Genomic DNA, 25121 nt, shown 5'->3' with positions numbered 1-25121 from the left:
GAGATAACTATGAGTACAGACAAACCGGCTGGCCCGTTCTACAAGCTCTCCGTCGATGAAACCCTGACCAGCACCAACAGTTCCTCCGAAGGTATTAGCAGCGCAGAAGCGGCCTCGCGACTCCAGCAGTACGGTGAGAATGCACTACCCCAAAAGCCGGGCAAACCCGCCTGGCTCCGCTTCCTCGCCCATTTCAACGATGTCCTGATCTACGTCCTGCTGGCAGCCGCGCTGCTGACTGCGGTCATGGGGCACTGGGTCGATACCCTGGTGATCCTCGGCGTCGCGGTGATCAATGCCCTGATTGGCCATATCCAGGAAAGTAATGCGGAAAAATCGCTGCAGAGCATTCGCAATATGCTTTCCAGCGAAGCGGTGGTGATTCGTCAGGGGAACCATGAAACGGTGGCGACCACCGCGCTGGTGCCGGGTGACATTGTGGTGATTCGGGCAGGTGACCGAATCCCTGCCGACCTGCGGGTTATTGAAGCCCACAATCTGCGTGTGGAAGAGGCGATTCTCACCGGTGAGTCGACGGTCGTGGAAAAAAACACCGAGGCGCTGAGCGGCGAGCTTCCCCTCGGCGATCGCACGAACCTGCTGTTTTCGGGGACCACGGTCAGTTCCGGCGGCGGGAAAGGTCTGGTGGTGGCGACCGGCGGGGATACCGAACTGGGCCATATCAACCAGATGATGGCGGATATTGAAAAGCACCGTACGCCGCTGCTGGTACAGATGGATAAGCTCGGCAAAGCCATCTTTATTATCATCCTGGTGATGATGGCCGCGCTGTTCGTCTTCAGCCTGCTGTTTCGCGATATGCCGGTTTCAGAGCTGATGCTCTCGCTGATTAGCCTTGCGGTGGCGTCGGTGCCGGAAGGTTTGCCGGCGATCATCTCGATCATTCTCTCTTTGGGCGTGCAGACCATGGCGCGGCAGAAGGCGATTATCCGCAAGCTGCCGACCGTTGAGACCCTCGGGGCGATGACGGTGATCTGCTCGGATAAAACCGGAACGCTGACCATGAACGAGATGACGGTAAAAGCCGTCATTACGGCGGATACCGTCTATCGGGTAGAAGGCGATAGCTATGAACCGATCGGGAATATTCACCCGGTAGATGGCGCTGGGCCGGTTGTGGTGGCCCCCGGTACGCTGCTTGAGCGCTATTTGAGGACCATTGATTTATGTAATGACAGCCAGCTTATCAAGGATGAAAGCGGGTTATGGAAAATTACCGGCGGTCCAACGGAAGGGGCGCTGAAAGTGCTGGCGGCGAAAGTCGCGCTGCCGACTGTGGCCACAGAATTGCGCAGCAAAATCCCTTTCGATTCGCAATATAAATATATGTCGACGCTCTATCGGATCGGTAATGAAGAGATGATCTTAATCACCGGCGCCCCGGATGTGCTGTTCCGGCTTTGTCAGCAGCAGCAGACGGAGGATGGCCTGCAGCCGCTGAATCAGCCCTACTGGGAAGCGAAAATCGAAGAGTACGCGCGGGAAGGGTTGCGAATGGTCGCGGCGGCGTGGAAACCGGCGGCCAGCGGGCAAAGCGAGCTGACCCATCAGGATCTGCAGCAGGGGGTTATCCTCCTCGGCATTGCCGGGATGATGGACCCGCCGCGTCCGGAAGCGATTACGGCGATTGGCGACTGCCTGCAGGCGGGCATTCGGGTGAAAATGATCACTGGCGATCACCCGCAAACCGCGATGAGTATCGGCAAAATGCTTGGCATTGGCAATGCCGGCAATGCCATCACCGGGCGTGAACTGGAGGTGATGGACGACCAGCAGCTCAGCGAAGCGGCGCAGAAATTTGACATTTTCGCCCGTACCAGCCCGGAAGATAAATTCCGTCTGGTGCAGGCGTTGCAGAGTAAAAAAGAGGTGGTGGGGATGACCGGCGACGGGGTGAACGATGCTCCGGCGCTGAAGCAGGCTGATGTCGGGATCGCCATGGGCATCAAGGGAACCGAGGTGACCAAAGAGGCGGCCGATATGGTGCTGACGGATGATAACTTCGCCACCATCGCCAGCGCGGTCAGAGAAGGGCGGCGGGTGTACGATAACCTGAAGAAAACCATCCTTTTCATTATGCCGACCAACCTGGCGCAGGGGTTATTAATCATTATTGCGCTGCTGGCGGGGAACTTGATTCCTTTGACCCCGGTGCTGATCTTATGGATGAACATGGCGACCTCCGCCACGCTGTCGTTCGGCCTGGCGTTTGAGGCTGGCGAGAAGAACATTATGGCGCGACCGCCGCGCGATCCTAAACTGCATGTTATGGATGGTTTCGCTATCTGGCGGGTGATTTTTGTGGGTTCGATGATAGCCGTGAGCGCCTTTGTTCTGGAAGCCTGGCTCCAGCCACGCGGCTATTCGCCGGAGTTTATTCGTACCGTCCTGCTGCAGACGCTGGTGACCGCCCAGTGGTTTTATATGCTCAACTGCCGCGTCGCCGACGGCTTTTCTCTGAGTAAAGGATTACTGGCAAACAGAGGCATCTGGATCGTCAGCGCCGTCCTGCTGGCGCTGCAGCTGCTGATCATCTACGCGCCGTTTATGCAAATGCTGTTTGGTACCACCGCGCTGCCGTTCCGCTATTGGGTGATCACTTTTGTCATCGGATTTGTGATGTTCCTGATTGTCGAGGTCGAAAAACCGTTAACCCGGAAATGGCGCACCGCCTGATACATGAGGCTGTCGCATCGGACAAGGGCAGGCCCGCTTATGTTCAGCAGGCGTATTGTGTTAACCGTGGGGGAAATGGCGCTTCAGGCCGCATGAGCCGGCGTGGGATTAGCCATTCTTTTTGAGCAGGTCTGTCGGGCCTCTGTTGCCGGTGGGCGGCGGGTAAAAATTCCGCTGGAATTTGAACCCGCCCCTTTGCCGCTTTCAGTACTCTCTGCCGATCGCCCATTTTTGCCAGCCTAAAGCAGGGGGGCACAGGACGCTGGCATTTAATTAATCCCGGCATTTTTTGCCCAGACATTCATCTCCCGCTGGCTAATATTCCCCCCGCATACGATGAGCCCAATGACCGCATCTTTGGGAAGTTTGGGGATAACCGCATGGGCCGCAGGAATGAGCGTCCCGCTGGCGGGTTCCACCCATTGTCTGGCTTGCTCAGCAAAAGTGATCATCCCTGAGACGGCGTCGTTATCTGACACGATGACTATCTCTTCAAGGTAGCGCTGAGCGTGTTTCAGCATCAACGGATCAATCACCGGGACACCCAGCGTTGACACGGCGGAGGTGATATCGACATTTACAGGCTTGCCCGCTTTTAATGCCTGATACATTGAACTGGCGCCCACCGTTTCCACTCCCCAGATGCGGATATGCGGGTTGTGGGATTTAAGCACCGTCCCCACCCCAGCCAGCATGGCACCGCCACCGACCGCAACAAACACGTCGGTTAAAGAAGGGCAATCCGCAATCAGTTCGAGCGCCAGAGTGCCATATCCTTCCGCGACACGGGTGTCGCGACAGTCATCAATGAGATGATATCCCTGTTGTGAAAGGTTTCTGGCCCGTTCAAAGGCGGCGTCGACATTTTCTTCAATCATGACCGTGGCGCCGGAATGACGTATTTTTTCAACGGATGAGGCCGGAGCATTTTCCGGCATGATGACGGTGACGTTGATATTGAGCGCTTTGGCAGCCTCTGCCACTGCGATACCAAAGTTACCGCCACTGACGGCAGCGAAGCGGTAATCTTTCCGCTCGCCGCTAAAAGCGGAAAGCAGGTTCAGCACTCCCCTGGCTTTAAATGAACCCCCGGTCTGCAAATTCTCCAGTTTAAGAAAAACCGCTCTTCCCAGCATATCCGATAATCCCGGAGACCAAACCGTGGGGGTTCGCACGACTGTATCTCTAACCCTTTCGGCTGCGGCGACAATGGAAGACACAGTCATGTAAGTCGTCATCGGTATATCTCCTGTGAAAGCTCTCGGGTAAAAGAGGTGAGGAAACAGGGGGCGTTTCCCTGCGTCATCGCGGCCCTCAGGGCCGCCGATGCGCGTTTGTTGAGATGATTCTGGGGTCTGTATGCGGCGGTGCCATTCACCGAAGCGAGAGTAGCAAGAGGCGGATCACTCCGCCTCGTCTTCCGCCACGCGTACCCCGACCTTCAGCACGTGGTCTTCCTCTTTCTCCGCCACTGTCCACAGCATTCCGGCGAACTCCACCTGGTCACCGACAACCGGCGCGGCACCGAGCAGGTCCTGAATCACGTCCCCCAGCGACTGCTGGCGTTCGCGAAACTCCTCTCCGCCGTCAAGGCCGTAAATTTGCGCCACATCGGCGAATTTTGCGCTGGCGTCGAGAATAAAGTCGCCGAAGAAGCGCTGGTCGAGCGCCACCGGCGGCGACTGGCTGAACATTTTACCCAGCGCCGGCAGGTCGTGCTCGCGGCCGATCACGCAGAGAATATCGCCTTCGAGCAGGCGGGTGCTACCGGTCGGGTGCAGCAGAACATTGTCGCGGAACAGGGCGGCAATGCGGGTTTCCGGCGGCATGTGCAGATCGCGCAGCGCCGCGCCGACGCACCATTTATCGGCGCTCAGCTGGTAAACAAACTGCTCCCAGGGGTTTTCCGGGTGAATATCCAGCCCGACGCGGGAGATGGGCCAGCCCACCGGCGGAACCACCACTTTGGCTTTTTTCGCCGCCCAGGAGAGGGACGTTCCCTGCAGCAGCAGCGAGACCAGCACCACGAAGAAGGCGACGTTAAAGAACAAGCGGGCGTTGTCAAGGCCCGCCATCATCGGGAAGACGGCGAGAATAATCGGCACCGCGCCGCGCAGGCCAACCCAGCTGATAAACACCCGCTCGCGCAGGTTAAAGCCGCGAAATGGCAGCAGGCCGGCGAAGACCGACAGCGGGCGGGCGACGAAAATCATCCACATTGACAGCAGCAGCGCCGGGATGGCGATAGGCCACAGATCCGACGGCGTGAGCAGCAGACCGAGCACAAGGAACATGGCGATTTGCGCCAGCCACGCCAGCCCGTCAAAGTTCTGCAGGATCCCGTGGCGGTTGCGAATCGGCCGGTTGCCGAGCAGGAAGCCGCACAGATACACCGCCAGAATACCGCTGCCGTCCAGCGACGTGGTGACGGCAAAAATCATAATCCCGCCGCTCAGCGCCAGCAGCGGATAGAGTCCCGCAGGGAGCACGATACGGTTAATCATCTGCAACAGCAGATAACCGCCGCCGAGACCAATCGCAATACCGAGGCCGAACTGCTGCACGATATGCACGGCAAACATCCAGCTCAGGCCGGTTTCATGCTGCTGAATCATCTCGATAAGGGTAATGGTCAGGAATACCGCCATCGGATCATTGCTACCGGATTCAATCTCCAGCGTGGAGCCCACGCGTTCGTTCAGCCCTTTGCCGCCGAGCAACGAGAAGACCGCCGCGGCGTCGGTGGAGCCGACAATCGCGCCGATCAGCATCCCCTCGATAAGATCGAGATGGAACAGCCACGCGGCCATCATCCCGGTCAGACAGGAGGTGATCAGCACGCCAACGGTCGCCAGTGAGAGGGCGGGCCAGAGCGCGACGCGAAACGAGCTCGCCTGGGTGCGCATGCCGCCGTCCAGCAGGATCACCGCCAGCGCCAGGTTACTCACCATGTAGGCGAAAGGGTAGTTGTCAAAAGGGATGCCGCCGATACCATCGACGCCGGCCAGCATACCGATGGCAAGGAAAATAACCAGAATCGGGATGCCAAGGCGTGAGGAAAAGGAACTCAATAAAATGCTACAGGTTACTAATACAGAACCCAGAATAAACAGACTAATGACCGCACCGGCGTCCAAAGTTGACGTACTCCTTACTGGCGTGAAGGTTTTATGAAAGTGACATCATTTTAACAATCTGCAGAGTATCCGAAAATGTGTAACGGAAGTTTTTATTCTGTCAGTACCGGATGCCCGCTGAGCGTTAAGGTGGTGGTGGCCGCGTTGTTCACCAGCAGCGCATTCGCGCCGAGGGGCAGAGTCACGGTCCGCTGCTCGTGGCCGAAGTCCAACCCGCTGATGAGCGGAACAGCGAGCTGTGCGCGAAGATAATCACGGACCTGCGGTAAATCATAGCCCGCGTCGTAATCGTTAGGTCGGGCGCCGGTAAAGCTGCCGAGGACGATGGCGCGCTGATTCGCGAGGATACCACTATTGAGCAGCTGCAGCAGCATCCGTTCGACGCGGAACGGATGCTCGTTAATATCTTCCAGCACCAGAATGCCGTTGGCGATTTGCGGCAGCCACGGCGTGCCAATCAGCGAGGTTATCATCGCCAGATTGCCGCCCCACAGAGTTCCCTGGGCCCGGCAATCCGGGCCTTCGCCCTGCCACTCGAGGGTAAATTCCGGGTTGCGCAGCGCCTGCCAGAAGTGGTGTTCGGTAAACGGGTCCATGGTTTCGGCGCCAAAGTTACCGGCCAGCATCGGACCACTGAAGGTGATTATGCTACCCTTTGCCAGCAGGCCCATCTGAATCGCTGTAAAATCGCTGTGTCCGCAAATGATTAGCGGGTTCTGCCGCTGGCGCGCAGCGAGGGCCTGCCAGTCGATGTGCGGCAGCAGGCGGCTGGCGCCGTAGCCGCCGCGTACCGCCATCACGATGCGGTTAGCGCCGTCGAGGGTCGCCAGTTGGTTAATGTCGTTCAGGCGCTCATGCTCAGTTCCGGCAAACCGCTGCTGGCGGCGAGGGATGACCTCCTGGTGCAGGACCTGATGCCCGGCTTCCTGCAGACGTTGAACGCCGCGGTATGCTGCCTCCTGGTTGAGGCAGTAACCTGAGGGGGCGACCAGATAAAACTGAGACATGACAATTCCTTGCTAAGAATGAAAGGGTTATCATGCCGCCTGGAGCGATTATTGTCATCTCCAGGCGGCAAACTTCAGCCAATAAGGATAGATGTGTGAAATTGAGATGGTATGTTTTTATCGTTGTATTGTTGGCCGGTTGTAGCTCAAAACAGGATTACCGTAACCCGCCGTGGAACGCTGAAGTTCCGGTTAAGCGGGCGATGCAGTGGATGCCGATCAGTGAAAAAGCCGGCGCGGCGTGGGGCGTTGACCCGCAGCTGGTGACGGCGATTATCGCCATTGAATCCGGTGGCAACCCGACGGTTATCAGCAAATCCGGAGCAGTAGGCCTGATGCAGCTGAAGCCTTCCACTTCCGGGCGCGATGTCTACCGGCGCATGGGCTGGCGCGGCGAGCCGTCGGTCAGCGAGCTGAAAAACCCCGAACGTAATATCTCGATGGGCGCGGCCTATCTGAGTATCCTTGAGAATGGCCCGCTTGCCGGGATTAAAGATCCGCAGGTGATGCGCTATGCGGTGGTGGTCTCCTACGCCAATGGCGCCGGGGCGCTCCTGCGTACCTTCTCCTCGAATCGTCAGGATGCGATTGACGAGATTAACGATTTGGATGCCGATGAGTTCTTTGAGCACGTGGTGAAAAAACATCCGGCTCCGCAGGCTCCGCGCTATATCTGGAAGCTGCAGCAGGCGCTGGACGCCATGTAGCCGCCTGCGCTCGCGCTGCGCTTCACGGGGCGACACGTCGGGTGTCATCCGTAGAGCACAGCGCGAGCGGAATGTTTTTCAGACAATCCTTAGAAGTCGTAGCCGACGGTAGCGGTCACGCTGCGTTCGGCTCCCCAGTAGCAGTTGCCGGTTCCGTAGCAGCCGGAGAGATACTCCCGGTCGCTGAGGTTATTGGCGTTAACCTGCACAAAAGCCCCTTTCAACGACGGCGACCAGACGCCGAGATCGGCGCGCACCATCGCATCCAGTAAGGTGACCGACGGCAGGCGTTCGGTATTAGCGTCATCCGCCCACTGTTTCCCGATATAGCGTACGCCAGCCCCGGCGCTGATCCCCGCCGGGAACTGATAGCGCGCCCAGAAAGAGGCCATCTGATCCGGCGTCAGCTGCGGCGTATTGTCGCTCGTCCCATCTTTGGTGTCCTGGAAGCGCAGGCGGTTCCAGGTGTAGGAGGCGAGGGTGCTCAGCTCAGGCGTAATCTGGTTGCGCATCTCCAGCTCCACGCCCTGAGAGTGAACTTTTCCTGCTGGAATAAAGGTCGCGGTGGCGATGTTTGGATCGCGCGTCGCCACATCTTTTTGCGTTAAATCGTAGACCGCGATGCTGTACATATCGGCGGAGCCCGGCGGCTGGAACTTCAGCCCCGCTTCCAGCTGTTCTGCAGTGGTGGGTTTCAGCAGGGTACCGTCGGCGCCCGGCAGCATCGCAGGGGTAATCGCCTGGCTATAGCTCAGATACGGCGAGAGGCCGTTTTCCAGGGCATACAGCAGCGATGCCCGGCCGCTGATATGGTCATCGGAGCGGCGGCTGGAGGTGCCGAAGGTATCGCTGACCTGCTGCGAAACAATACGGTCGTAACGCCCGGACACATCCAGATGCCAGCGCGCCCAGACCATTTCGTCCTGCAGATAGATCCCGGTCTGGTAATAGCGGCGGTTGTTGTTATCGCTGTAGGTCACGGTATGTCCGGTCTGCGCGCTATAGCCGCTGAACGGATCGAGAGGCGACGCGCTGCCGGCACCGGTCCACAGATCGTTGCGGAAACGGTGATATTCTCCACCGAGAATCAGCGTATGGGCCAGTTCGCCGGTGGTGAAATCGGCGCGCAGGCGGTTATCGGTTGACCAGGCATCCAGCGAACCGCGCGAGCCGCTGTAGCCGCGCGCCAGACTATCGCTGTCATCAATCCAGCCGACCTGATACACCTGATCCAGCGATACGTTGGTGTGGGTATAGCTTCCGGCGGAGTAGGCCGACCAGACGTCATTGAACTGGTGAGTGAACTCGTAGCTGTAGATCTGCTCGCGGCGCTGATACCCGTCTGACGGATCGCCTTCGTTGGTGCTGGTGGAGAGCTTACGCCCGTTGTGGGCATAGCGGGTGCCTTCCAGCGGCAGCGAACCGTGATAGCCGCCTGACGGATCTTTTTGCAGGTAGGCGCGCAGCAGCAGCGAGGTGTCAGTATCCGGTTGCCAGAGCAGGGAAGGCGAAATAGCGTAGCGTTCTTCGCGGGTGTTATCGTACTGAGTATCGCTGGTGCGCGTCATGCCGATAATCCGGTAAGCCCATTGATCGTTGAGGGCATCGGTATAATCGAAGGCGGCCCCTTTGGTATTCTGCGTCCCGCCGCTGAGGCGGAAATGGCCTTCCGAGGTAAACTGCGGACGTTTGGAGGTCAGATTCACCACCCCGCCCGGCACGCTCTGACCGTACAGCGCCGAAGAGGGGCCGCGGATGACGTCAACCCGTTCAACAAACCACGGATCGATTTGCAGGACGTTGTGGCTACCGCCGTCGCTCATCAGGCGCATGCCGTCGAGAAACAGGTTATCAACATCACCGCCGTGGTAGCCGCGTAGCGATACCGTATCAAAGCGGGTTGCGCCGCCGCCGAAGCTGGAGTAAACCCCCGGAGTGTATTCCAGCGCCTGGCTGATGGTATTGGCTCCCTGATCATCCATCTGTTGACGGGTGATGACGGAGACCGATTGCGCGGTGGTAATCAACGGCTGATCGGTTTTGGTCGCGCCGGCCGAGGTTTTGGCGCTATAGCCCTGCGTTGGCGAGATGGCAGAGTCGATGGGTTGCGCGGTGACGATAACCGTCTCTTCCGCCAGGCTGGCAAACGGGAAGACGCTGGCCAGCGCGTACAGCAGCGCCGGGCGTTTGAAGATGACGCGAGCGGTCATGACATAATCCTGAGTTGACGTAGCCTGGTACTCCTGTACGCCACCACGCATAAAAAACGAAAGTGTCATCTTTCGTAAAAAAGTAATGCGAATTATTATCGTTTGCTTTCTCGCGATCAAGCGCGTTTTTGTCGCGCTCGCTGGCAAAGACCGCGATAAATATCAGGATGTTGCTGCGTAAGGGGCGCGTCATGCGCCCGAAGGGGGAGAGAGGGAAACCCGCTACCTACTAATTCAGGTGGGGGATAACGCGTTCAGCGACGGCAATTCCAGCCGATCAGCGCCCAGTCCCGGGCGTCAACCTGAATTGTCTCCGGGTTTTGCTGCGGATACCAGCGGGCGAGACGTTCCCGCTCGGCCGGGCTGAGTGCGCCGAACGCCGCCACGACGTTGCGCTCAAACAGCGGATAGCTGCTGTTATCCTGAGTGTCGCCATAAATAAAGTCGACGCTGGCATTAATCCCCATTTGATACAACACGTTCACGGCATACATATAGTTCGGCAGCGCCGCGCCGTCTCGTCCCAGCACGCGCAGGATCGTCGGTGAGGCAAACCCCGGGTTAACCAAATGGGTGGTGTAGACCCGCAGCTGCGCCTGACGATCGAGCTTCGTCATCGCATCGCGCAAATCGGCCACCAGGGTGGAACGGGAGGCGATGGCGATATCGCAGCGCGGTAGCCCCTCCCAGCTCTCTTCCCACGCCCGCTGGCGCCAGACCGCGTGGCGAACGCCTTGCGCCGTAGCCCGACGGGCGGCGACCTCCAGCATCCCCTGACTGTAATCGACGCCGCAGATCTCTTTGAGCTGGCTGGCCAGCGCCAGCGAGACGGTACCCGGCCCACAGCCCATATCAAACAGGCTGCTGGCGCCGTGCAAATCGATTTTTGCCAGCAGCTGCTGCAGATAGCTGTCGATGACCGGGGCGTCGCCGATGGCGATGTTTTCCGCCCGGGCATCCCAGTGGGCGGGCGGTTTCTCTTTCCGTCCTGCCAGAGCGAGCTGTTGTTGGTAGAGGCGGGCAAAATCGATATCGTCAATCAACATAAGAGTCTTCCATCAAGGCGGGTGACCTGAAAACAGCAGACTAACGCGATTGCGAGCCGCGCGGGAGAAAAAAACGCGGCGGTGAGCCCGCCGCGTACGAGGTTTACGGCGCCGGTTTTTTATCCGGTTCGGCGAGCGCATCGTTGGCGGCCGGCTGGGTGCTGACGGCCGCAGCGGATTTTTCCACATTCCCGACCGGGCGCGAGGCCGGCAGTGAATCGCACGGTTTCTCTTTCGGGCAGACCAGATCCAGCATTTTCAGCGTCACGCCGTTGGTCCAGCCGAAACCATCCTGCAGCGGATATTCACCGCCGCCACCGCCGGTGCCCGTCGAGCTGACATCATACTTTTCGACCAGCTTTTGTTGACTGTCGTAGGTATGCTGGACATTGCTGAGGAAGCGCCAGCTCACCTCCATCGCAATTTTCTGCTGGTCGTAGTTTTGTAGCCCCTGGGCGGCAACCCACTGCAGCGGCGCCCAGCCGTTCGGTGCATCCCACTGCTGACCGCTGTTCACGGTGGTCGTGGTTAAGCCACCGGGTTTCAGCAGCTGCGATTCTGCCGCCGCAGCGACCTTCGCCGCTCGCTCGCGGGAAGCGGCGTTTACGTACAGCGGGAACAGGGCCGCGGCGGTGAGCTGATTACGGACCTTATGGGTCTTGAGGTCATAATCGGCGTACCAGCCCGCTTTATCGTTCCACAGATATTTCTCCAGCGCCTTCTGGCGGTCGTTGGCCAGGGCATCGTACTGCGCCGCTTTGGCGCTGTCGCCGGCGGCCTTGCTGGCATGCGAGAGGGTCTTCTCCATGTGGAACATCAGCGCGTTGAGATCGACCGGCACGATGCTGGTGGTGCGGATGGTCCCCAGTTTTTTCGGGTCATCCATCCAGCGCGAGCTGAAATCCCAGCCCGAGGCGGCGGCAGAACGCAGGTCGCGATAGATCTCGGTCGCCGGGCGATTCGGGTTGTTTTTCGCGGTGGTGACATCATCGAGCCACGATTCCGGACGCGGGGTATCGTTATCATCCCAGTAGCGGTTCAGCAGCGCGCCATCCTCCATTCGCACCACCCGCTGGTTGGCTTTTCCCGGCTCCAGCGCATCGGCGCCTTTCATCCAGTACTGGTACTCTTTTTCCATCTGCGGCAGCCAGGTTTTCAGCACCCTATCGCCATCATGGGTCGCGAGGAGCTCCACCATAAACGAGAAAAACGGCGGCTGTGAGCGGCTCAGATAGTAGCTACGATTACCATTGGGAATGTGGCCCCAGGCATCGATCTCCGCCGCGAAGTTGGTCACCATATCCTCAACTTTATCCCAGTGCCCGCTCTCGGCCAGGCCCAACATGGTGAAGTAGCTATCCCAGTAATACACTTCCCGGAAGCGGCCGCCGGGAACCACGTAGGGTTTGGGCAACGGCAGCAAAGAGTCCCACTTTTCGACCTCAACGGTGCTGCGGGTCAGCACTGGCCACAGGCCGTCGATATGCTGACGCAGCGTCTGGCCCTTCGGCGGAACGTACCGATCATTGTCTTTCGGCAGGGTGAAATTCAGCTCGACGAAATGACGCAGGTCGAAGCTGGTCTGGTTTTTTTGCATGCGATAGTCGGCCAGGATCATCAGCGGATCGCTATTGGGGATCGCATCGGCAAAGGTTTTCTGGTCGGGGAAGAGTCGGGCATTTTGCACATCATTAAACAGCGGGCCGAGCATCACATCCGGGGATGACGGCACGGGTTTGGTTTCCACGGCCTGGGCGGCCAGCGTCGATAAAGCGAAGATCGCGCCCCCGAGCGCCAGAGATAAAGCGTAAGGCAACGTTGCGGGACGACGTGAAACCGATCTCGTCATGGGGAATTCTCCTTATCATTTCAGACGGTCTTGCCACTGCATTTGACCATCAGAAAACCTTAGACGAATATCTGCTATCCGGGGTGTTGCAGGTAACATTTTGCGTGAAAACAGACAATTTACCTGCCTGTCCTGGCAGACAAACAATAAGCAGAGCCGTGGAAATCGCCATGTCATCGCGGTGTGCTGTTATCGGTCGATCAAAGTCTGAGGAGAACTGCGGGTGAATCGACGTCATTTTCTGCTGTTAAGCGCGGCATCGCTGTGGGCGGCGGCACGTGCCGGGGCCAGCGATCGCCGGGATGAGGTGCTCAGCTTATGGCCTGCCGAACCGCCGGGGGGCGGCGGGCCATCCGGGGCGCCGCGGCTCTCTGCGCGCGGCGCGCTCACTCATATTGTCCGGCCGCAGTTGGCGGTGTGGCGCCCGGCGCAACCCCGTGGTCATGGCGTACTGATTGCCGCCGGGGGCGGCTACCGGCGCATCGAAATGGCGAAAGAGGCCTGGCCTGCCGCGCGCTGGCTGACGGCACGCGGCTATACCGCCTACGTCCTGAGCTACCGGCTTCCCGGCGAAGGGTGGGGCGCCGGCGCGCTGGCGCCGTTGCAGGACGCCCAGCGGGCGCTGCGGTTGATTCGCGCGCGGGAAGAACAGGTCAGCCTGCTGGGGTTTTCCGCCGGCGGGCATTTGCTGGGTATGGCGGCCTGCCGGGCCGATTTTGCCGCTTATTCGCCGCAGGATGCTCTCGATGACCATCCGGCTCGTGCCGATAAAGCCGCGCTGATTTATCCGATTATTTCGCTGATGTCGCCCTATAGCCATACCGCGACGCACCGGATGCTGGCGGGCGCCCATGCCTCGGAAGCGGTTGACCGCGCCTGGTCGGTGCAGACCTACGTCAATTCACAGACACCGCCCTGTTTTCTGGCCCAGGCGGAGGATGATTCGGTGTCCGATCCGCATAACACCCTGATCATGGCCGCCGCCTGCCGACAGCATCAGGTGCCGGTCAGCCTCTATCGCTATGCCCGCGGTGGACACGGTTTTGCCATGGGGCGTCCCGGTACGCCGACCGTCGAATGGCCGGAGCATTACGCGCACTGGCTGAACGGGCGCTAACCCTGATGGCGCAGGCGCGCGATATTTGCTTCATGATGGTGCAAAACCGGCGTGGCATCGGCTATCGGGGTGATTGTTTTTTGCACAATAAAGCGGCGCATTGTGGGGAATTGCACTGGTCTCACGCCCTCTGCTACCTGGCATAATAAATGCTTATCTCTTTGCGGGGTTACCCCAACGTGAGTATAACCGGAGGAGACGGCCATGATAAAAATAACGCTTCCTGACGGGCATTATTATGATGAGATGCTTACCGCGCAGGGACAGCAGCGTCACCACTATAACGCCTGGTGGCAATGGTTTCACAACACCGATCAATTCTCTATCCGGCAAAAGAAAGAGCAGGCGGAGCTGCTTTTTCACCGCATCGGCATCACGTTTAATGTGTATGGGGAAGATGAAGGTACCGAGCGTTTGATTCCATTCGATAGCGTCCCGCGCATCATTCCCGGCGGAGAGTGGAAAAAGATCGATCGCGGTATTCGTCAGCGGGTCAAAGCGCTGAACGCCTTTTTGTACGATATCTACCACGAGCAAAATATCCTGCGCGCGGGCCTCATTCCGGCGGAGCAGGTACTGGCCAATGAACAATATCAGCCCTGCATGCAGGGCATCAATCTGCCCAATAATACCTATGCCCACATTACCGGCGTCGATATGGTGCGCAACAGCGACGGCCAGTATTACGTGCTGGAGGATAACCTGCGTACCCCTTCAGGGGTCTCGTATATGCTGGAAAACCGCAAAATGATGATGCGTCTCTATCCGGAGATGTTTGAAAATCACCATATTGCGCCGGTCGAGCGCTATCCGGGCTACCTGCTGCAAACCCTGCGTGAAAGTTCCCCGGTGGACGATCCCTGCGTGGTGGTGATGACGCCCGGGCGTTTTAACAGCGCCTATTTCGAACACAGCTTCCTCGCCCAGCAGATGGGGGTTGAGCTGGTGGAAAGTGCCGATCTGTTTATTAAATCGGGCGCGGTCTATATGCGCACTACCGAAGGGCCGCGGCGGGTGGATGTGATTTACCGCCGTGTTGATGACGCCTATCTCGACCCGCTGGCATTTCGCGCCGACTCGATGCTCGGCGTGCCCGGCCTGCTGTCGGTGTATCGCGCAGGCGGCGTGGTGCTGGCTAATGCGATTGGTACCGGTGTGGCGGACGATAAGTCGATCTACCCCTTCGTCCCGGAGATGATCCGCTTCTATCTTGGCGAGCAGCCGATACTGAACAATATTCCCACCTGGCAGTGTCGCAAGCCGGAGGATTTGCAGTACGTGCTGGGGAATCTCGAGAGGATGGTGGTCAAGGAAGTTCATGGCGCCGGGGGATACGGCATGCTGGTGGGGCCGCGTTCAACCAAAGAAGAGCGGGAGATGTTTCGCCAGCGTCTGTTGGCCAATCCGGCTAACTATATCGGACAGGAGACCCTGGCGTTGTCCACCTGTCCGACCTTCGTGGAGGGAGGGCTGTCGCCGAGGCATATCGATTTGCGTCCCTTTGTCCTCTCCGGCCAGGAGATTCGTCTGGTGCCGGGCGGTCTGACGCGGGTGGCGCTCACCGAAGGCTCGCTGGTGGTGAACTCATCGCAGGGCGGGGGCACCAAAGATACCTGGGTGATGGAGGATGGTGAATCATGCTGAGTCGGACTGCGAGTGAACTTTTCTGGATGGCGCGCTACCTGGAGCGCGCGGAAAGCTATGCCCGGGTGCTTGATGTGACGTGGAAGCTGTCGATGATCCCGCGTCACAGCCAGCAGTCGCGGGATCTGGCTCTGCCGCTGAATTTGTCCTTAACCCATGAACTGTTTCAGGCGCGACATGCGCGCTTCACCATGAGCAATTTGCTTAATTTCTTCGCGCTCGACGGCAACAACCCCTGCAGTATTTACAGCTGCGTGGAGATGGCCTGGAACAACGCGCATGCGGTTCGCGGCAGCCTGTCCGCCGAAGTGTGGGAGTGCATCAACGCTACACGTATTGAACTGCGCCAGCTCCGCCAGCGGGGGATTAGCGAACTGGGCACCGATGGTTTTTTCGACTGGGTGAAGGAGCGGGTGCACCTGTTTCGCGGCGCGGTGCTGGGTACGCTGCTGCGCAATGACGCGCTGAGCTTTATCGGTATCGGCACCTTGATTGAACGGGCCTACGCCACCACGCAACTGCTGCTGATCAAGGATCAGCAGCTGAGCAGCGATCCGGATTCGGTACGCGAATACTACCGGCTGGACACCCTGCTTAACGCGGTCAGCGCCCGGGAAGCCTACAACAGTATCTTTCGCCAGCCGGTCACCCGGGAGACGGTGATGGAGCTGCTGATTTTGCGCAACGACGTACCGCGATCCCTGCGAGCCTGTATCTCCGATCTGATTGGTCAACTGGAGCATATCGCGAACGACCGTTCACACCTGCCGCTGCGCCTGGCGCATCAGCTGAATGTCGATCTGCGCTTCAGCACCCGCGACGATCTGGCGGGCGCCGATTTACAAAGTTACCTCAACGGACTGCTGGCGCGTATTAATGCTCTGTCCGACAGCATCAGACAAACTTATCTGGAGGCGCTATGAAACTGGTCATCGATCACCTGACCCGCTACGGCTACGATGAAGAAGTGAAGTTTTCGACCCAGTACCTGCGCCTGACGCCGCGCAGTACCGGACGGCAAACCATTACCTCCTGGACCCTGACCTTGCCGGAGGGGGCGGCGGTGACGACCACCGACGCATGGGGAAATGTCCTGCATGTATTAACGCTCGACAATCCCCACAAAGAGATTGCCATCCGCGCCAGCGGGATCGTGGATATTGCCGAGGACAGCGAACAGAGCGATGTGGCGGAAGAGGAGCTGCTCTCTCCGCTGGTCTATTTACGCTGTACGCCGCTGACCCGCGCCGACGACAGGATTCGCGAATTTGCCCAGCGTCTGTATCGCCGCGATGAGCCGGAGGAGAGTCTGAATCAACTGATGGCGGACCTGCTGCTGAGAATGCCATACTCACCGGGAGCCACGCAGGTGCAGGACTCTGCCGCAGACGCCTTTGCCAGGGCAAAAGGCGTCTGCCAGGATCATACCCACGTCTTCCTCGCCTGCTGTCGCGCGCTGGAGATCCCGGCGCGCTACGTCAGCGGCTACGTTTACAGCGATAATGCCCAGCATGTCGCAATGCACGCATGGGCAGAGGTGTGGGTGAACGGACGCTGGCAATCTTTTGATATCACCAATAATACCCGTCACCTCAACCAGCATCTGCGGCTGGCGACCGGGCTGGACTATCTGGATGCCTGTCCGGTGCGCGGCACCCGGCTGGGCGGCGGCGGGGAAATAATGTTAACCAACGCTGAAGTGCGCGAGCATTCGCAACAGGCGCAGCAGCAATAAAGGCAGGAACAAAGAACGATGACCTACTGTGTGGCCATGTGTTTAGCGGATGGACTGGTATTTGCCTCCGACTCCCGCACCAATGCGGGAGTGGATCATATCGCGACCTTTAAAAAACTCCATGTGTTTGCCGAGGACGGCGAACGGGTCCTGGTGCTGCAGTCCGCAGGCAACCTGGCCACCACCCAGAGCGTCATAAGCCTGCTGAGTACGCGGATTGCGACTCAGCAGGAGCCTAATCTGCTGCAGGTGAGCTCGCTGTATGACGCGGCGATGCTGATTGGCAAAACGCTGCAGGAGGTGATTCAGCGCGATAGCAGCAATCAGCAGCACTGCGGCAATACCAACTTCAACTGCAACCTGCTGCTGGGCGGGCAGATTGCCGGAGAAACGCATCGGTTGTTTCATATCTATCCGGAAGGCAATTTTATTGAAGCCTCGCGCGATACCCCGTACTTCCAGATTGGCGAGAGCAAATACGGCAAACCGATCATCGATCGGGTGTTAAGCCGGGAGACACCGCTGGAACAGGCGATGTGCTGCGCGCTTATCTCGATTGATTCCACGCTGCGCAGCAATCTCTCCGTTGGCCTGCCGCTGGATACGCTGCTGTACCGCAGCGGGAGCCTGAGCAGCGCCGGCCAGCATCGCATCACCGAAAGCGATCCGTACTTCAACACCATCCGCAAGGCGTGGTCGGAAGGATTGCAAAACACGTTCCAGACCTTGCCGCCCTATGCGCCGGGCGGCGATCGCTAAGGCGCGGTCTGCGGTGAGAAATAGCGTCCCGGCGTCATGCCGGTCATGGTGCGGAAAAAGTAGATAAAGGCGCTGTCGCTGGCGAAATCCAGCGCCTGCGCGGTATCGGTAATGCGCTCCCCGGTGGCCAGCAGCTCCACCGCCTTCATCAGGCGCCACTGCTGCCGCCACTGCTGATAAGTCATCCCGGTATCGCGACGGAAAATCCGGCTGATGGTCTTTTCGCTGGCTCCGCAGCGGACCGCCAGCTGCTGCAGCGGCGGCAGCAGGGCGTCGCCGGCGAGCAGCGCCAGACGCTTATCCTGAGGCAGGGCGAGCATCATCGGCTCCTGCGCCGCGCTGCACATTTCCGCCTCGCAAAGCGCGGCGAGGTGCCAGCCGATACCGTTCTGCCAGTCACTATCCCACGGGCTGGCGGCGATTCGCTCCAGCAGTTCGCGCAGCAGCGGGCCGACGTTGAGGATCGCCGGATGGCGCGGGAGGGCAGGATAGTGGGTCGGATGAAACCAGACCGAGCGATAGTCGACGATGCTTTTCATCTCCGCACGGTGGTCCATGCCGGCCGGTATCCAGGCCGCCCGGGTGGGCGGCAGCAGGCACAGCAGCGCGCCGTTGTTGAGGGTCAGTCGTATGCAGCCCTGACGGGTAAAAAGCAGCTGTCCCATCCGGTGCAGGTGGCTGCCGGAATCATGCTGACCCAGCGCCGAGCACACGCCAATCACTCTGTTATGCAGATCCTCCGGATTAAATAGCGCATTCGCCTCGAGCCAGGCCATGATGTCTGATTTCCGATATAAAAAGTCATTATGTTTATAATGTACGATTCACCGCCCGCCTACAATAGCGCCTCTTAATTGTATCGGAGGTGATGATGTTCGGGCGTTCGGCCATGGTGCTGGTTACCGCATTATTGATGTTTCCGCAGATCGTGGAGACGATTTACAGTCCGGCGCTGACCGATATCAGCCGCTATTTTTCCGTCAGCGCGGTAGAGGCGACGCAGACCCTGTCGGTTTACTTTATCGGCTTCGCCATCGGCGTGCTGTACTGGGGACGATTCAGCGACCGCTATGGCCGGCGTCCGGCGCTGCTGGCGGGCCTCGCGGCCTATGCCCTGGGCTGCGTGCTGGCGCTGGCGGCGCGTGATTTCACGTTACTGCTGGTCGCCCGGATGCTGTCGGCGTTCGGTGCGGCAACGGGATCGGTGGTGAGCCAGACTATCCTTCGCGACCGTTTTAACGGCCGCCAGCTTGCCGCTCTTTTTTCAGTGATGGGCCTCGTGCTGGCGGTCAGCCCGGCGGCAGGCGTCTACCTCGGCGGAGCAATCGTTGCCGGCTGGGGAATGCACGGTGTGTTGACGGCCCTCGCGCTGCTGGCCGCGGTGTTACTGCTACTGTGCTGCTGGCTACTGCCGGAGACTCGCCCGTCGCAGCATGTTCACACCGCGTTTTTACCGCTCTTACGCCGGATGGCGACGGATAAGCCGCTGGCGCTGGCGGTCCTGCTGGTGGCGGCCTTCAACGTCAGTCTGTTCAGCTATTACAGCCTGGCGCCGTTCATCTTCGCGCAGCTGCGTCAGGGGAGCGTGATTTTTGGCTACAGCGGCATCGCGTTGGCCGTCGGATCGTTGGCCGGGGCGCTGTTCAATCGCTGGCTGCTGCGCAAAGCCGTCGCGGAAGCGGGAATATTGCTGCTCGCCTGTCTGATACAGCTGATGAGCAGCGTAGCGGTGTTTTGCCTGCCGGATACGCTGCTGTTCCTGCTGCCGATGATCGGCATCACCTTTGCCTACGCCATGGCGATCCCGCTGCTGCTCGGCACGGCGCTGGGCGCATACTGCCACTGTCGGGGAACCGCCGGGGCTATCTTCGGCCTGGCCTATTATGTGCTGATTGGCCTGGGACTGGCGGCAGTGGGATGGGGGCAATCGCTGGGAGGGGCGCTGATCGTGTGCGCCAGCGTCAGCTGCATCGCCGGGCTATGCTACGGCTGCTGTTTGCGCACCGCGCGGGCAGAGGCGACCTGACCCGCCCGCGAGGCTCAGCGCGTGGAAGCCAGCCGTTCGCCGCTGGCGGCGTCGAAAAGATGGATTTTCTCGCGCCGTACCGCCAGCGATAAGGGCTGACGGATAGTCGCTTCGAGACGCCCGGCGACCTGGACATGGAGGGGGAAGCCTTGCCAGTCGAGATGCAGCAGCGTGGACTCGCCGGTGACCTCGACAATATTGACGACCCCCGGCAGTCCTTCGGCGGCAGGCTGAATATCCTGCGGACGCAGACCGACAATCACCGGCGCCTGACCCTGCTGTGCCGCCGCCGGATACCAGCGTTCAGGCAGGGCCAGCCACAGTTCGCCGCACTGCACGCCGGGCTGGCCATCGCGCTGCTGAATCTGCCCCTCCAGCAGATTCATCGGCGGGGAGCCGATAAAGCGCGCCACGAAGGTGTTGCAGGGGCGATCGTAAATCTCCAGCGGCGCCCCCTGCTGCACGATCACGCCATCGCGCATCACCACGATCTGGTCGGCAAGCGTCATGGCTTCAACCTGATCGTGGGTGACGTAAATCATGGTGGTGTTGAAGCGCTGGTGCAGGGATTTGATCTCGGCCCGCAGCTCCATGCGCAGCTGGGCATCGAGGTTGGAGAGCGGCTCATCGAACAGAAAAACCTGCGGATTACGCACCATCGCCCGGCCCATAGCCACGCGCTGACGCTGGCCGCCGGAAAGCGCTCGCGGATAGCGGCCGAGCAGTTTATCGATACCCAGCATACTGGCGATGTGCTGAACCTTGTTTTTCTGTGTCGCCTTGTCGACTTTTTTGACCTGCATATGAAAGGCGAGGTTTTCCGCCACCGTCAGATGGGGGTAGAGCGCGTAGCTCTGAAAAACCATGGCGACATCGCGGTCCGCGGGATCGAGATCGTTGATCGGGCGGTTGTTCATCAATATCGTTCCAGCGGACAGGCTTTCCAGCCCGGCCAGCAGGCGCAGCAGCGTTGACTTTCCGCAGCCGGATGGCCCTACCAGCACCGTAAAGCTGCCGTCCGGAATGGTCAAGTCCAGCGGATGCAGCACCGTCTGTTTACCGTACTGTTTGGCGACGTTTAGCAGTTCAACGCTGGCCATAGTCGACCTCCTCGATATGGTGTTGCAAGGTTCGCCAGTCGGGATAGCGACGTGGGGATGAACCGATCGCGTAAGCGGCCACGGCGTTGCCCCAACGTAACGCCTGTGAGGCCGACTGGCCGTTTAACAAACCGGCAAGAAACCCGGCATTAAAACTGTCTCCGGCGCCGATGGTGTCGATGACCTCGACCGGTTTCACCGGCGCGTGATGCCCCTGTTCCGCCGTCCACCACCAGGCGCCATCGGCGCCGCATTTGACAATGCAGCCGCCCCGGCCGCTGAGACGCGCCGCGAGGGTGCGGGCCGCCGTCGGCAGAGGGTCCTGGTTCGCCAGGCCAAGCGTTTCGACTTCATTGAGCAGCAGCCAGTCGCAATCGCCGAGCCAGCGGTGGGTCGCCTCACGCAGCGCGCTGTCCCAGTTGTGCGGCGGCCAGCCGGTATCGACCGCCACCTGAAAACCGCGGTCGCGCAGGGTCGTCAGCAGCCGTGGATAGTCCGGCAACAGCGCGGTGCATAAGAAGGTGCCGCAGAGCAGCAGAATATCGCCGGGCGTCGCCCTGGCCGGGAGCTGAGTCAGGATGTCGTCGGCGGACAGGCGGGTGATATGTCCATAGTTGCTGAGAAACGAACGCTCTTTGTCGGGATGCGTCACCGCCACCGTCAGCGAGGTCTCGCAGGGATACTGCGGCCAGCGTTCGGCGCTGCCGGGGAACTGCGCCGCCAGCCAGGCGGTAAAGGCGTCGTCGCCCTGGCAGCCGACGGTGCAGTGGGGGAGCTGCATGGCCGCGGCCGCCAGCGCGCAGTTACCCGCTGAACCGCCGGGGCGCAGCGCGCTGTGTTCCAGCATCACCTCGGTGCCGGGAGTTGGCCACTGTGCGAGGGTTCCCATAATTAAATCAATATTGTAATTACCTGCGATATAGAGCACAGGCGCGGTGAGCGTTTGCATAGTTATCCTTTACTTCCACCGTGAGTGAGACCGCTGACCAACGTTTTTTGCAGCCAGATGGCGATAAACAGCGGCGGGACCGAGGCGAGGATGCCGACCGCCGCCACCAGTCCATCGTCGGTGGCGCGCCCGGCGGTGAATCCGGCAATGGTGACCGGCAGCGTCTGGGCGGCAATGTTGCTGGTAAACAGCAGCGCATAGAAAAACTCGTCCCAGGCCAGCAGCCAGCCGAACAGCGCCGACGCCCCCAGCATGGGTTTTGCCAGTGGAAGGGTGATGCGCAGTAGCACCTGCCAGACCCGCAGACCGTCAAGTCGGGCGGCCTGCTCAATATCCTGCGGCAGCGCGTCGAACTGATTTTTCACCATCCAGGTGAGAAACGGCATAATCAGCGAACAGTAGACCAGCACCAGCCCGCTGCGGGTATTCAGCAGCCCGAAATGTTCGAGAATAAAATAGAGCGGCAGCACGAAGGCCACCGGCGGCACCATATAGATGCCGAGCCCGGCGTACAGCCAGCCGTCGCGTCCGGGGTAGCGCGAGAAGCTGAAGGCGGCGGGCACCGCCAGCAGCAGCGACACCAGCGTCGCCCCAGCGGCAACCAGCAGGCTGTTGCGCAGGGCGGGGAGAAACAGCGCGCCGGGCTCACCGGGCTGCAGCGACAGCAGACGGGCGTAGCGGCTGAAGTCCCACTGACGCGGCAGCCACTCCAGCGGCACCCGGGTCAGATCTGCCGCGGCGCTGACGCTCATCAAAAACAGCCACGCCATGGGGGCCAGGATCGACAGCGCCACCAGCAGGGCCGCCAGGTAGCGCAGCAGAATACGCAGTTTACGTTTCATCATGAGTGCTCCGGCGGCGCTGACGCAGCAGCATAAACAGATACAGGGCGATCAGCAGGGCGCACATCAGGGTCATCAGGATGGCGTAGGCCGCGCCGCTGCCCGCCCGCAGGTAGCTAAAGGACTCCTGGTAGACGAAGAAACTCAGCGTGCGGGTACTGTCCAGCGGCCCGCCGCGGGTCATTACGTAGATGATATCGAAGACCTTAAACGCATCGATGGTGCGCAGGACCAGGGCCACGCCGAGCGGGGCGGCGATCGCCGGGAAGGTAATGGCGCGAAAACGCCGCCACGACGAGGCGCCGTCAAGGCGAGCCGCTTCGTATAAATCCTCCGGAATGGATTGCAGCGCGGCCAGCACCAGCAGGGTGACCAGCGGATAGTTCTTCCAGATATCCGCCAGCATCACCGCGTTGAGGGCCGAGTCCGGCGACCCCAGCCAGCTGCGGTAACCGTCGATAATGCCCCATTGGCTGAGCAAGGCGTTAATACTGCCGTAGTCCGGGTTGAAGTTGAGCCGCCACATCATCGCGTTAACGATAGTCGGCAGCGCCCAGGGCAAAATGACCAGCACCCGCAGGATATTGCGTCCGACAAATGGCTGATTGAGCAACAGCGCCACCAGCACGCCGATAACCCCTTCAATGGCGACAGAGACCACGGTGAAGTAAAGCGTGCGGGCGAAGGCGGCGCGAAAATCCGGGTCGGTTAACGCATACAGATAGTTATCCAGCCAGAGGTAATTCGTCACATCGCCATTGCCCACCAGCGCGGTGTCGGTAAAGCTCAACCATAGCGTGCGCGCCAGCGGCCAGGCCGTCAGCAGAAACATCACGATCAGCATGGGTGCCAGAAGCACCCATGCCTGACGCTGCTCGCGTTGTTGCAAACTCAGCATCAAATGTCCTTAACGCAGGCGCGCCGCGCTTTTGTCGACGGCTTGCATCGCGGCATCCGGGGCGGCCTTGCCCTGCAGAACGGCCTGAAGCTGCTGTTGTAAGGCGTTGGAGAGGCGCGAGTAGTCCGCGGTTTCCGGACGCGACAGCATCACGTTCAGCGATTTATCCGCTGCGGCGATCAGGCTCTCCTGACCTTTCGCCACCGCCGGGTCCTGATAGGAGGATTTCCACACCGGCAGGCTCAGCTTCGCATATTTATCCTGCACCGGTTGCGAGGTCAGATAGTGAATATACTGCCACGCCTGTTCCGGATGCTGGCTGGCTTTGGCAATGCCTAACCCCATTGAGCCGTTCACCGCGCCGGGTTTGTCCGGCGTATCGCCGGGGGCCGGCATAATGCCGACATCGCCCGCTACCTTACTTTGTTTCGGGTCGTTGGCCATGTTGTACATATAGGTCCAGTTCAGGGCAAATGCCGCGTCGCCGTTGGAGAAGGCCTTGCGCACATCCTCTTCCAGATATTCACGGGAGGCCGGATTGCTTAACCCGTCATCCAGCGATTGTTTCATCAGCGTAACTGCTTTCAACGACGCCGGAGTGGAAAAGTCCAGTTTGCCGTTCTGATAAAACTGCCCGCCAAACCCGGAGACGAGGGTGGTGTAGTCGCACACCAGCGCTTCTGCCTGCGACCAGCTCCACACCAGCGGGTATTTAACGATACCTTTATCCTTGATGATTTTGGCGTCGTCCAGCACCTGTTGCCAGGTGGTCGGCATCTGCTTGATCCCGGCTTTGTCCAGCATCGCTTTGTTGTAGTAAAGATACTTGGTGTCGAGGATCCACGGCATGCCCAGCGTTTTGCCTTTGTAAACCACGGTATTCATGGCGCCGGGGAAAACCTTCTCCCGTTCGGCGACGGGAATACGTGCCGAGACATCCTGCAGGAGATCGAAGTGGCTAAATTCGGCAGGCCAGATGGCATCGAAGAGCACCACGTCGTAGCCGTTGCCGCCGGCTCCGCGTGCGGCAACGATTTTGTCATGCAACGCTTCGTAGGGGACGAACTCAAGGTTGATTTTGATATCCGGGTTTTGTTTTTCGAAATCGGCGGTCATGGCGCGAATGTCATTTTCGCTGTACGCCGCCTGGGTCATAAACAGGGCGTTAACCTGGGTGGCCGCCGCCGCACTCCCGCTGATGACCAGCATAGCCAGCAGACCGGCTTTAACCCGAAATGCACTGTAGTCGTTCATGTTGCTCTCCGCGGTACTGAAAAGAGGGATATGATTTATTAAATCAATTTGATTGATTTAATCGGGGCGACAATACGGCCCAAACGTCATTCGTGGCCCTTAGCATAAGCGTAGCAAAGCTTATGCCACCCGAAAGGGGGGAGG

General features: G+C 59.6%; 19 protein-coding genes and 2 pseudogenes. 9 read left to right on the top strand and 12 right to left on the bottom strand.

From position 1 onward, the window contains the following. Nucleotides 1–9: 9 nt before the first annotated feature. Entirely contained in the window at nucleotides 10–2697 is a 2688-nt protein-coding gene (locus tag AC007G_RS19535; RefSeq protein ID WP_032695260.1) for a cation-transporting P-type ATPase, read from the top strand. Between the two features lie 269 nt (nucleotides 2698–2966). Here the strand turns inward: AC007G_RS19535 and AC007G_RS19530 are convergent, their stop codons facing one another. Continuing rightward, the gene (locus AC007G_RS19530) at nucleotides 2967–3935 is read right to left on the bottom strand and encodes a threonine ammonia-lyase (RefSeq protein WP_032687021.1); all 969 of its coding nucleotides are present in this window, start codon (nucleotides 3933–3935) and stop codon (nucleotides 2967–2969) included. A 129-nt stretch (nucleotides 3936–4064) separates the two neighbouring features. On the opposite strand from AC007G_RS19530, the pseudogene AC007G_RS19525 reads away from it, so the two are divergent. After that, nucleotides 4065–4166: pseudogene (locus AC007G_RS19525) on the top strand (hypothetical protein); the annotation flags it as partial. On the opposite strand, the pseudogene AC007G_RS19520 reads toward AC007G_RS19525, so the two are convergent. Both AC007G_RS19520 and ldcA read right to left on the bottom strand, forming a co-directional pair. Then, a pseudogene (locus AC007G_RS19520) lies at nucleotides 4119–5834 on the bottom strand (potassium/proton antiporter); the annotation flags it as partial. The pseudogenes AC007G_RS19525 and AC007G_RS19520 sit on opposite strands and share 48 nt — an antisense overlap. Before the next feature lie 92 nt (nucleotides 5835–5926). Beyond that, complete coding sequence (ldcA, locus tag AC007G_RS19515) at nucleotides 5927–6841, bottom strand: muramoyltetrapeptide carboxypeptidase (RefSeq protein ID WP_131063690.1); 915 nt, start codon at nucleotides 6839–6841, stop codon at nucleotides 5927–5929. 95 nt (nucleotides 6842–6936) lie between these two features. Between ldcA and emtA the strand changes: the two genes are divergently transcribed. After that, nucleotides 6937–7548: a membrane-bound lytic murein transglycosylase EmtA gene (gene emtA / locus AC007G_RS19510; protein WP_142630700.1), complete on the top strand. Its 612-nt coding sequence runs from the start codon at nucleotides 6937–6939 to the stop codon at nucleotides 7546–7548. Between the two features lie 89 nt (nucleotides 7549–7637). Here the strand turns inward: emtA and AC007G_RS19505 are convergent, their stop codons facing one another. The 3 genes from AC007G_RS19505 to AC007G_RS19495 all read right to left on the bottom strand — a co-directional run bounded on the left by AC007G_RS19505 (nucleotide 7638) and on the right by AC007G_RS19495 (nucleotide 12653). After that, on the bottom strand, nucleotides 7638–9758 hold the full coding sequence (locus AC007G_RS19505) for a TonB-dependent siderophore receptor (protein WP_407300197.1): 2121 nt from the start codon (nucleotides 9756–9758) through the stop codon (nucleotides 7638–7640). Between the two features lie 254 nt (nucleotides 9759–10012). Further along, entirely contained in the window at nucleotides 10013–10804 is a 792-nt protein-coding gene (locus tag AC007G_RS19500; protein ID WP_142630698.1) for a methyltransferase domain-containing protein, read from the bottom strand. 103 nt (nucleotides 10805–10907) lie between these two features. Continuing rightward, a complete protein-coding gene (locus AC007G_RS19495; RefSeq protein WP_142630697.1) occupies nucleotides 10908–12653 on the bottom strand; it encodes an alpha,alpha-trehalase in 1746 nt (581 codons plus the stop codon). Between the two features lie 223 nt (nucleotides 12654–12876). Here AC007G_RS19495 and AC007G_RS19490 point away from each other — a divergent pair, with 223 nt between their 5' ends. The 5 genes from AC007G_RS19490 to AC007G_RS19470 all read left to right on the top strand — a co-directional run bounded on the left by AC007G_RS19490 (nucleotide 12877) and on the right by AC007G_RS19470 (nucleotide 17908). Further along, the gene (locus tag AC007G_RS19490) at nucleotides 12877–13770 is read left to right on the top strand and encodes an alpha/beta hydrolase (RefSeq protein WP_142630696.1); all 894 of its coding nucleotides are present in this window, start codon (nucleotides 12877–12879) and stop codon (nucleotides 13768–13770) included. A 204-nt stretch (nucleotides 13771–13974) separates the two neighbouring features. Continuing rightward, nucleotides 13975–15414 (top strand): circularly permuted type 2 ATP-grasp protein, encoded by a 1440-nt coding sequence (locus tag AC007G_RS19485; protein ID WP_004863765.1) that lies wholly within the window; start codon nucleotides 13975–13977, stop codon nucleotides 15412–15414. Then, nucleotides 15408–16337, top strand: a complete 930-nt coding sequence (locus tag AC007G_RS19480) for an alpha-E domain-containing protein (protein WP_032687030.1) — start codon at nucleotides 15408–15410, stop codon at nucleotides 16335–16337. Before AC007G_RS19485 ends, AC007G_RS19480 begins: the two co-directional genes overlap by 7 nt. Further along, nucleotides 16334–17149 carry a transglutaminase family protein gene (locus tag AC007G_RS19475; protein ID WP_032687031.1) on the top strand — a complete coding sequence of 272 codons (816 nt, stop codon included), beginning with the start codon at nucleotides 16334–16336 and terminating at the stop codon, nucleotides 17147–17149. Before AC007G_RS19480 ends, AC007G_RS19475 begins: the two co-directional genes overlap by 4 nt. Nucleotides 17150–17167: 18 nt before the next feature. Further along, entirely contained in the window at nucleotides 17168–17908 is a 741-nt protein-coding gene (locus AC007G_RS19470) for a proteasome-type protease (protein ID WP_032687032.1), read from the top strand. Here the strand turns inward: AC007G_RS19470 and AC007G_RS19465 are convergent. Next, complete coding sequence (locus AC007G_RS19465) at nucleotides 17905–18684, bottom strand: AraC family transcriptional regulator (RefSeq protein WP_142630695.1); 780 nt, start codon at nucleotides 18682–18684, stop codon at nucleotides 17905–17907. The genes AC007G_RS19470 and AC007G_RS19465 overlap by 4 nt on opposite strands. 95 nt (nucleotides 18685–18779) lie before the next feature. Here AC007G_RS19465 and AC007G_RS19460 point away from each other — a divergent pair, with 95 nt between their 5' ends. Continuing rightward, nucleotides 18780–19934: an MFS transporter gene (locus tag AC007G_RS19460; protein WP_142630720.1), complete on the top strand. Its 1155-nt coding sequence runs from the start codon at nucleotides 18780–18782 to the stop codon at nucleotides 19932–19934. A 14-nt stretch (nucleotides 19935–19948) separates the two neighbouring features. On the opposite strand, the gene AC007G_RS19455 is transcribed toward AC007G_RS19460, so the two are convergent. Genes AC007G_RS19455 through AC007G_RS19435 form a run of 5 tightly spaced genes read right to left on the bottom strand, consistent with a single transcriptional unit; the run spans nucleotide 19949 to nucleotide 24977 of the window. After that, complete coding sequence (locus tag AC007G_RS19455; RefSeq protein WP_032695252.1) at nucleotides 19949–21034, bottom strand: ABC transporter ATP-binding protein; 1086 nt, start codon at nucleotides 21032–21034, stop codon at nucleotides 19949–19951. Continuing rightward, nucleotides 21021–21983 (bottom strand): carbohydrate kinase family protein, encoded by a 963-nt coding sequence (locus AC007G_RS19450; protein WP_142630694.1) that lies wholly within the window; start codon nucleotides 21981–21983, stop codon nucleotides 21021–21023. The genes AC007G_RS19455 and AC007G_RS19450 overlap by 14 nt, the downstream gene beginning before the upstream one ends. Nucleotides 21984–21985: 2 nt before the next feature. After that, nucleotides 21986–22825 carry a carbohydrate ABC transporter permease gene (locus AC007G_RS19445; RefSeq protein WP_032687345.1) on the bottom strand — a complete coding sequence of 280 codons (840 nt, stop codon included), beginning with the start codon at nucleotides 22823–22825 and terminating at the stop codon, nucleotides 21986–21988. Next, entirely contained in the window at nucleotides 22815–23723 is a 909-nt protein-coding gene (locus AC007G_RS19440; RefSeq protein ID WP_064793240.1) for a carbohydrate ABC transporter permease, read from the bottom strand. The genes AC007G_RS19445 and AC007G_RS19440 overlap by 11 nt, the downstream gene beginning before the upstream one ends. 9 nt (nucleotides 23724–23732) lie before the next feature. Continuing rightward, nucleotides 23733–24977, bottom strand: a complete 1245-nt coding sequence (locus tag AC007G_RS19435) for an extracellular solute-binding protein (RefSeq protein ID WP_032699419.1) — start codon at nucleotides 24975–24977, stop codon at nucleotides 23733–23735. Nucleotides 24978–25121: the final 144 nt, after the last annotated feature.

It is taken from the genome of Klebsiella sp. CSG-1, assembly GCF_056521145.1.
This window is presented reverse-complemented; position numbering and strand designations above follow the sequence as displayed.

Coding starts and splice junctions, on each gene's coding strand:
- ldcA (WP_131063690.1), bottom strand. CDS start 6,841: ATGTCTCAGTTTTATCTGGTCGCCCCCTCAGGTTACTGCCTCAACCAG.
- AC007G_RS19445 (WP_032687345.1), bottom strand. CDS start 22,825: ATGAAACGTAAACTGCGTATTCTGCTGCGCTACCTGGCGGCCCTGCTG.
- AC007G_RS19435 (WP_032699419.1), bottom strand. CDS start 24,977: ATGAACGACTACAGTGCATTTCGGGTTAAAGCCGGTCTGCTGGCTATG.
- AC007G_RS19535 (WP_032695260.1), top strand. CDS start 10: ATGAGTACAGACAAACCGGCTGGCCCGTTCTACAAGCTCTCCGTCGAT.
- AC007G_RS19465 (WP_142630695.1), bottom strand. CDS start 18,684: ATGGCCTGGCTCGAGGCGAATGCGCTATTTAATCCGGAGGATCTGCAT.
- AC007G_RS19440 (WP_064793240.1), bottom strand. CDS start 23,723: ATGCTGAGTTTGCAACAACGCGAGCAGCGTCAGGCATGGGTGCTTCTG.
- AC007G_RS19500 (WP_142630698.1), bottom strand. CDS start 10,804: ATGTTGATTGACGATATCGATTTTGCCCGCCTCTACCAACAACAGCTC.
- AC007G_RS19480 (WP_032687030.1), top strand. CDS start 15,408: ATGCTGAGTCGGACTGCGAGTGAACTTTTCTGGATGGCGCGCTACCTG.
- AC007G_RS19470 (WP_032687032.1), top strand. CDS start 17,168: ATGACCTACTGTGTGGCCATGTGTTTAGCGGATGGACTGGTATTTGCC.
- AC007G_RS19460 (WP_142630720.1), top strand. CDS start 18,780: ATGTTCGGGCGTTCGGCCATGGTGCTGGTTACCGCATTATTGATGTTT.
- AC007G_RS19485 (WP_004863765.1), top strand. CDS start 13,975: ATGATAAAAATAACGCTTCCTGACGGGCATTATTATGATGAGATGCTT.
- AC007G_RS19495 (WP_142630697.1), bottom strand. CDS start 12,653: ATGACGAGATCGGTTTCACGTCGTCCCGCAACGTTGCCTTACGCTTTA.
- AC007G_RS19505 (WP_407300197.1), bottom strand. CDS start 9,758: ATGACCGCTCGCGTCATCTTCAAACGCCCGGCGCTGCTGTACGCGCTG.
- AC007G_RS19475 (WP_032687031.1), top strand. CDS start 16,334: ATGAAACTGGTCATCGATCACCTGACCCGCTACGGCTACGATGAAGAA.
- AC007G_RS19530 (WP_032687021.1), bottom strand. CDS start 3,935: ATGACGACTTACATGACTGTGTCTTCCATTGTCGCCGCAGCCGAAAGG.
- AC007G_RS19450 (WP_142630694.1), bottom strand. CDS start 21,983: ATGCAAACGCTCACCGCGCCTGTGCTCTATATCGCAGGTAATTACAAT.
- AC007G_RS19455 (WP_032695252.1), bottom strand. CDS start 21,034: ATGGCCAGCGTTGAACTGCTAAACGTCGCCAAACAGTACGGTAAACAG.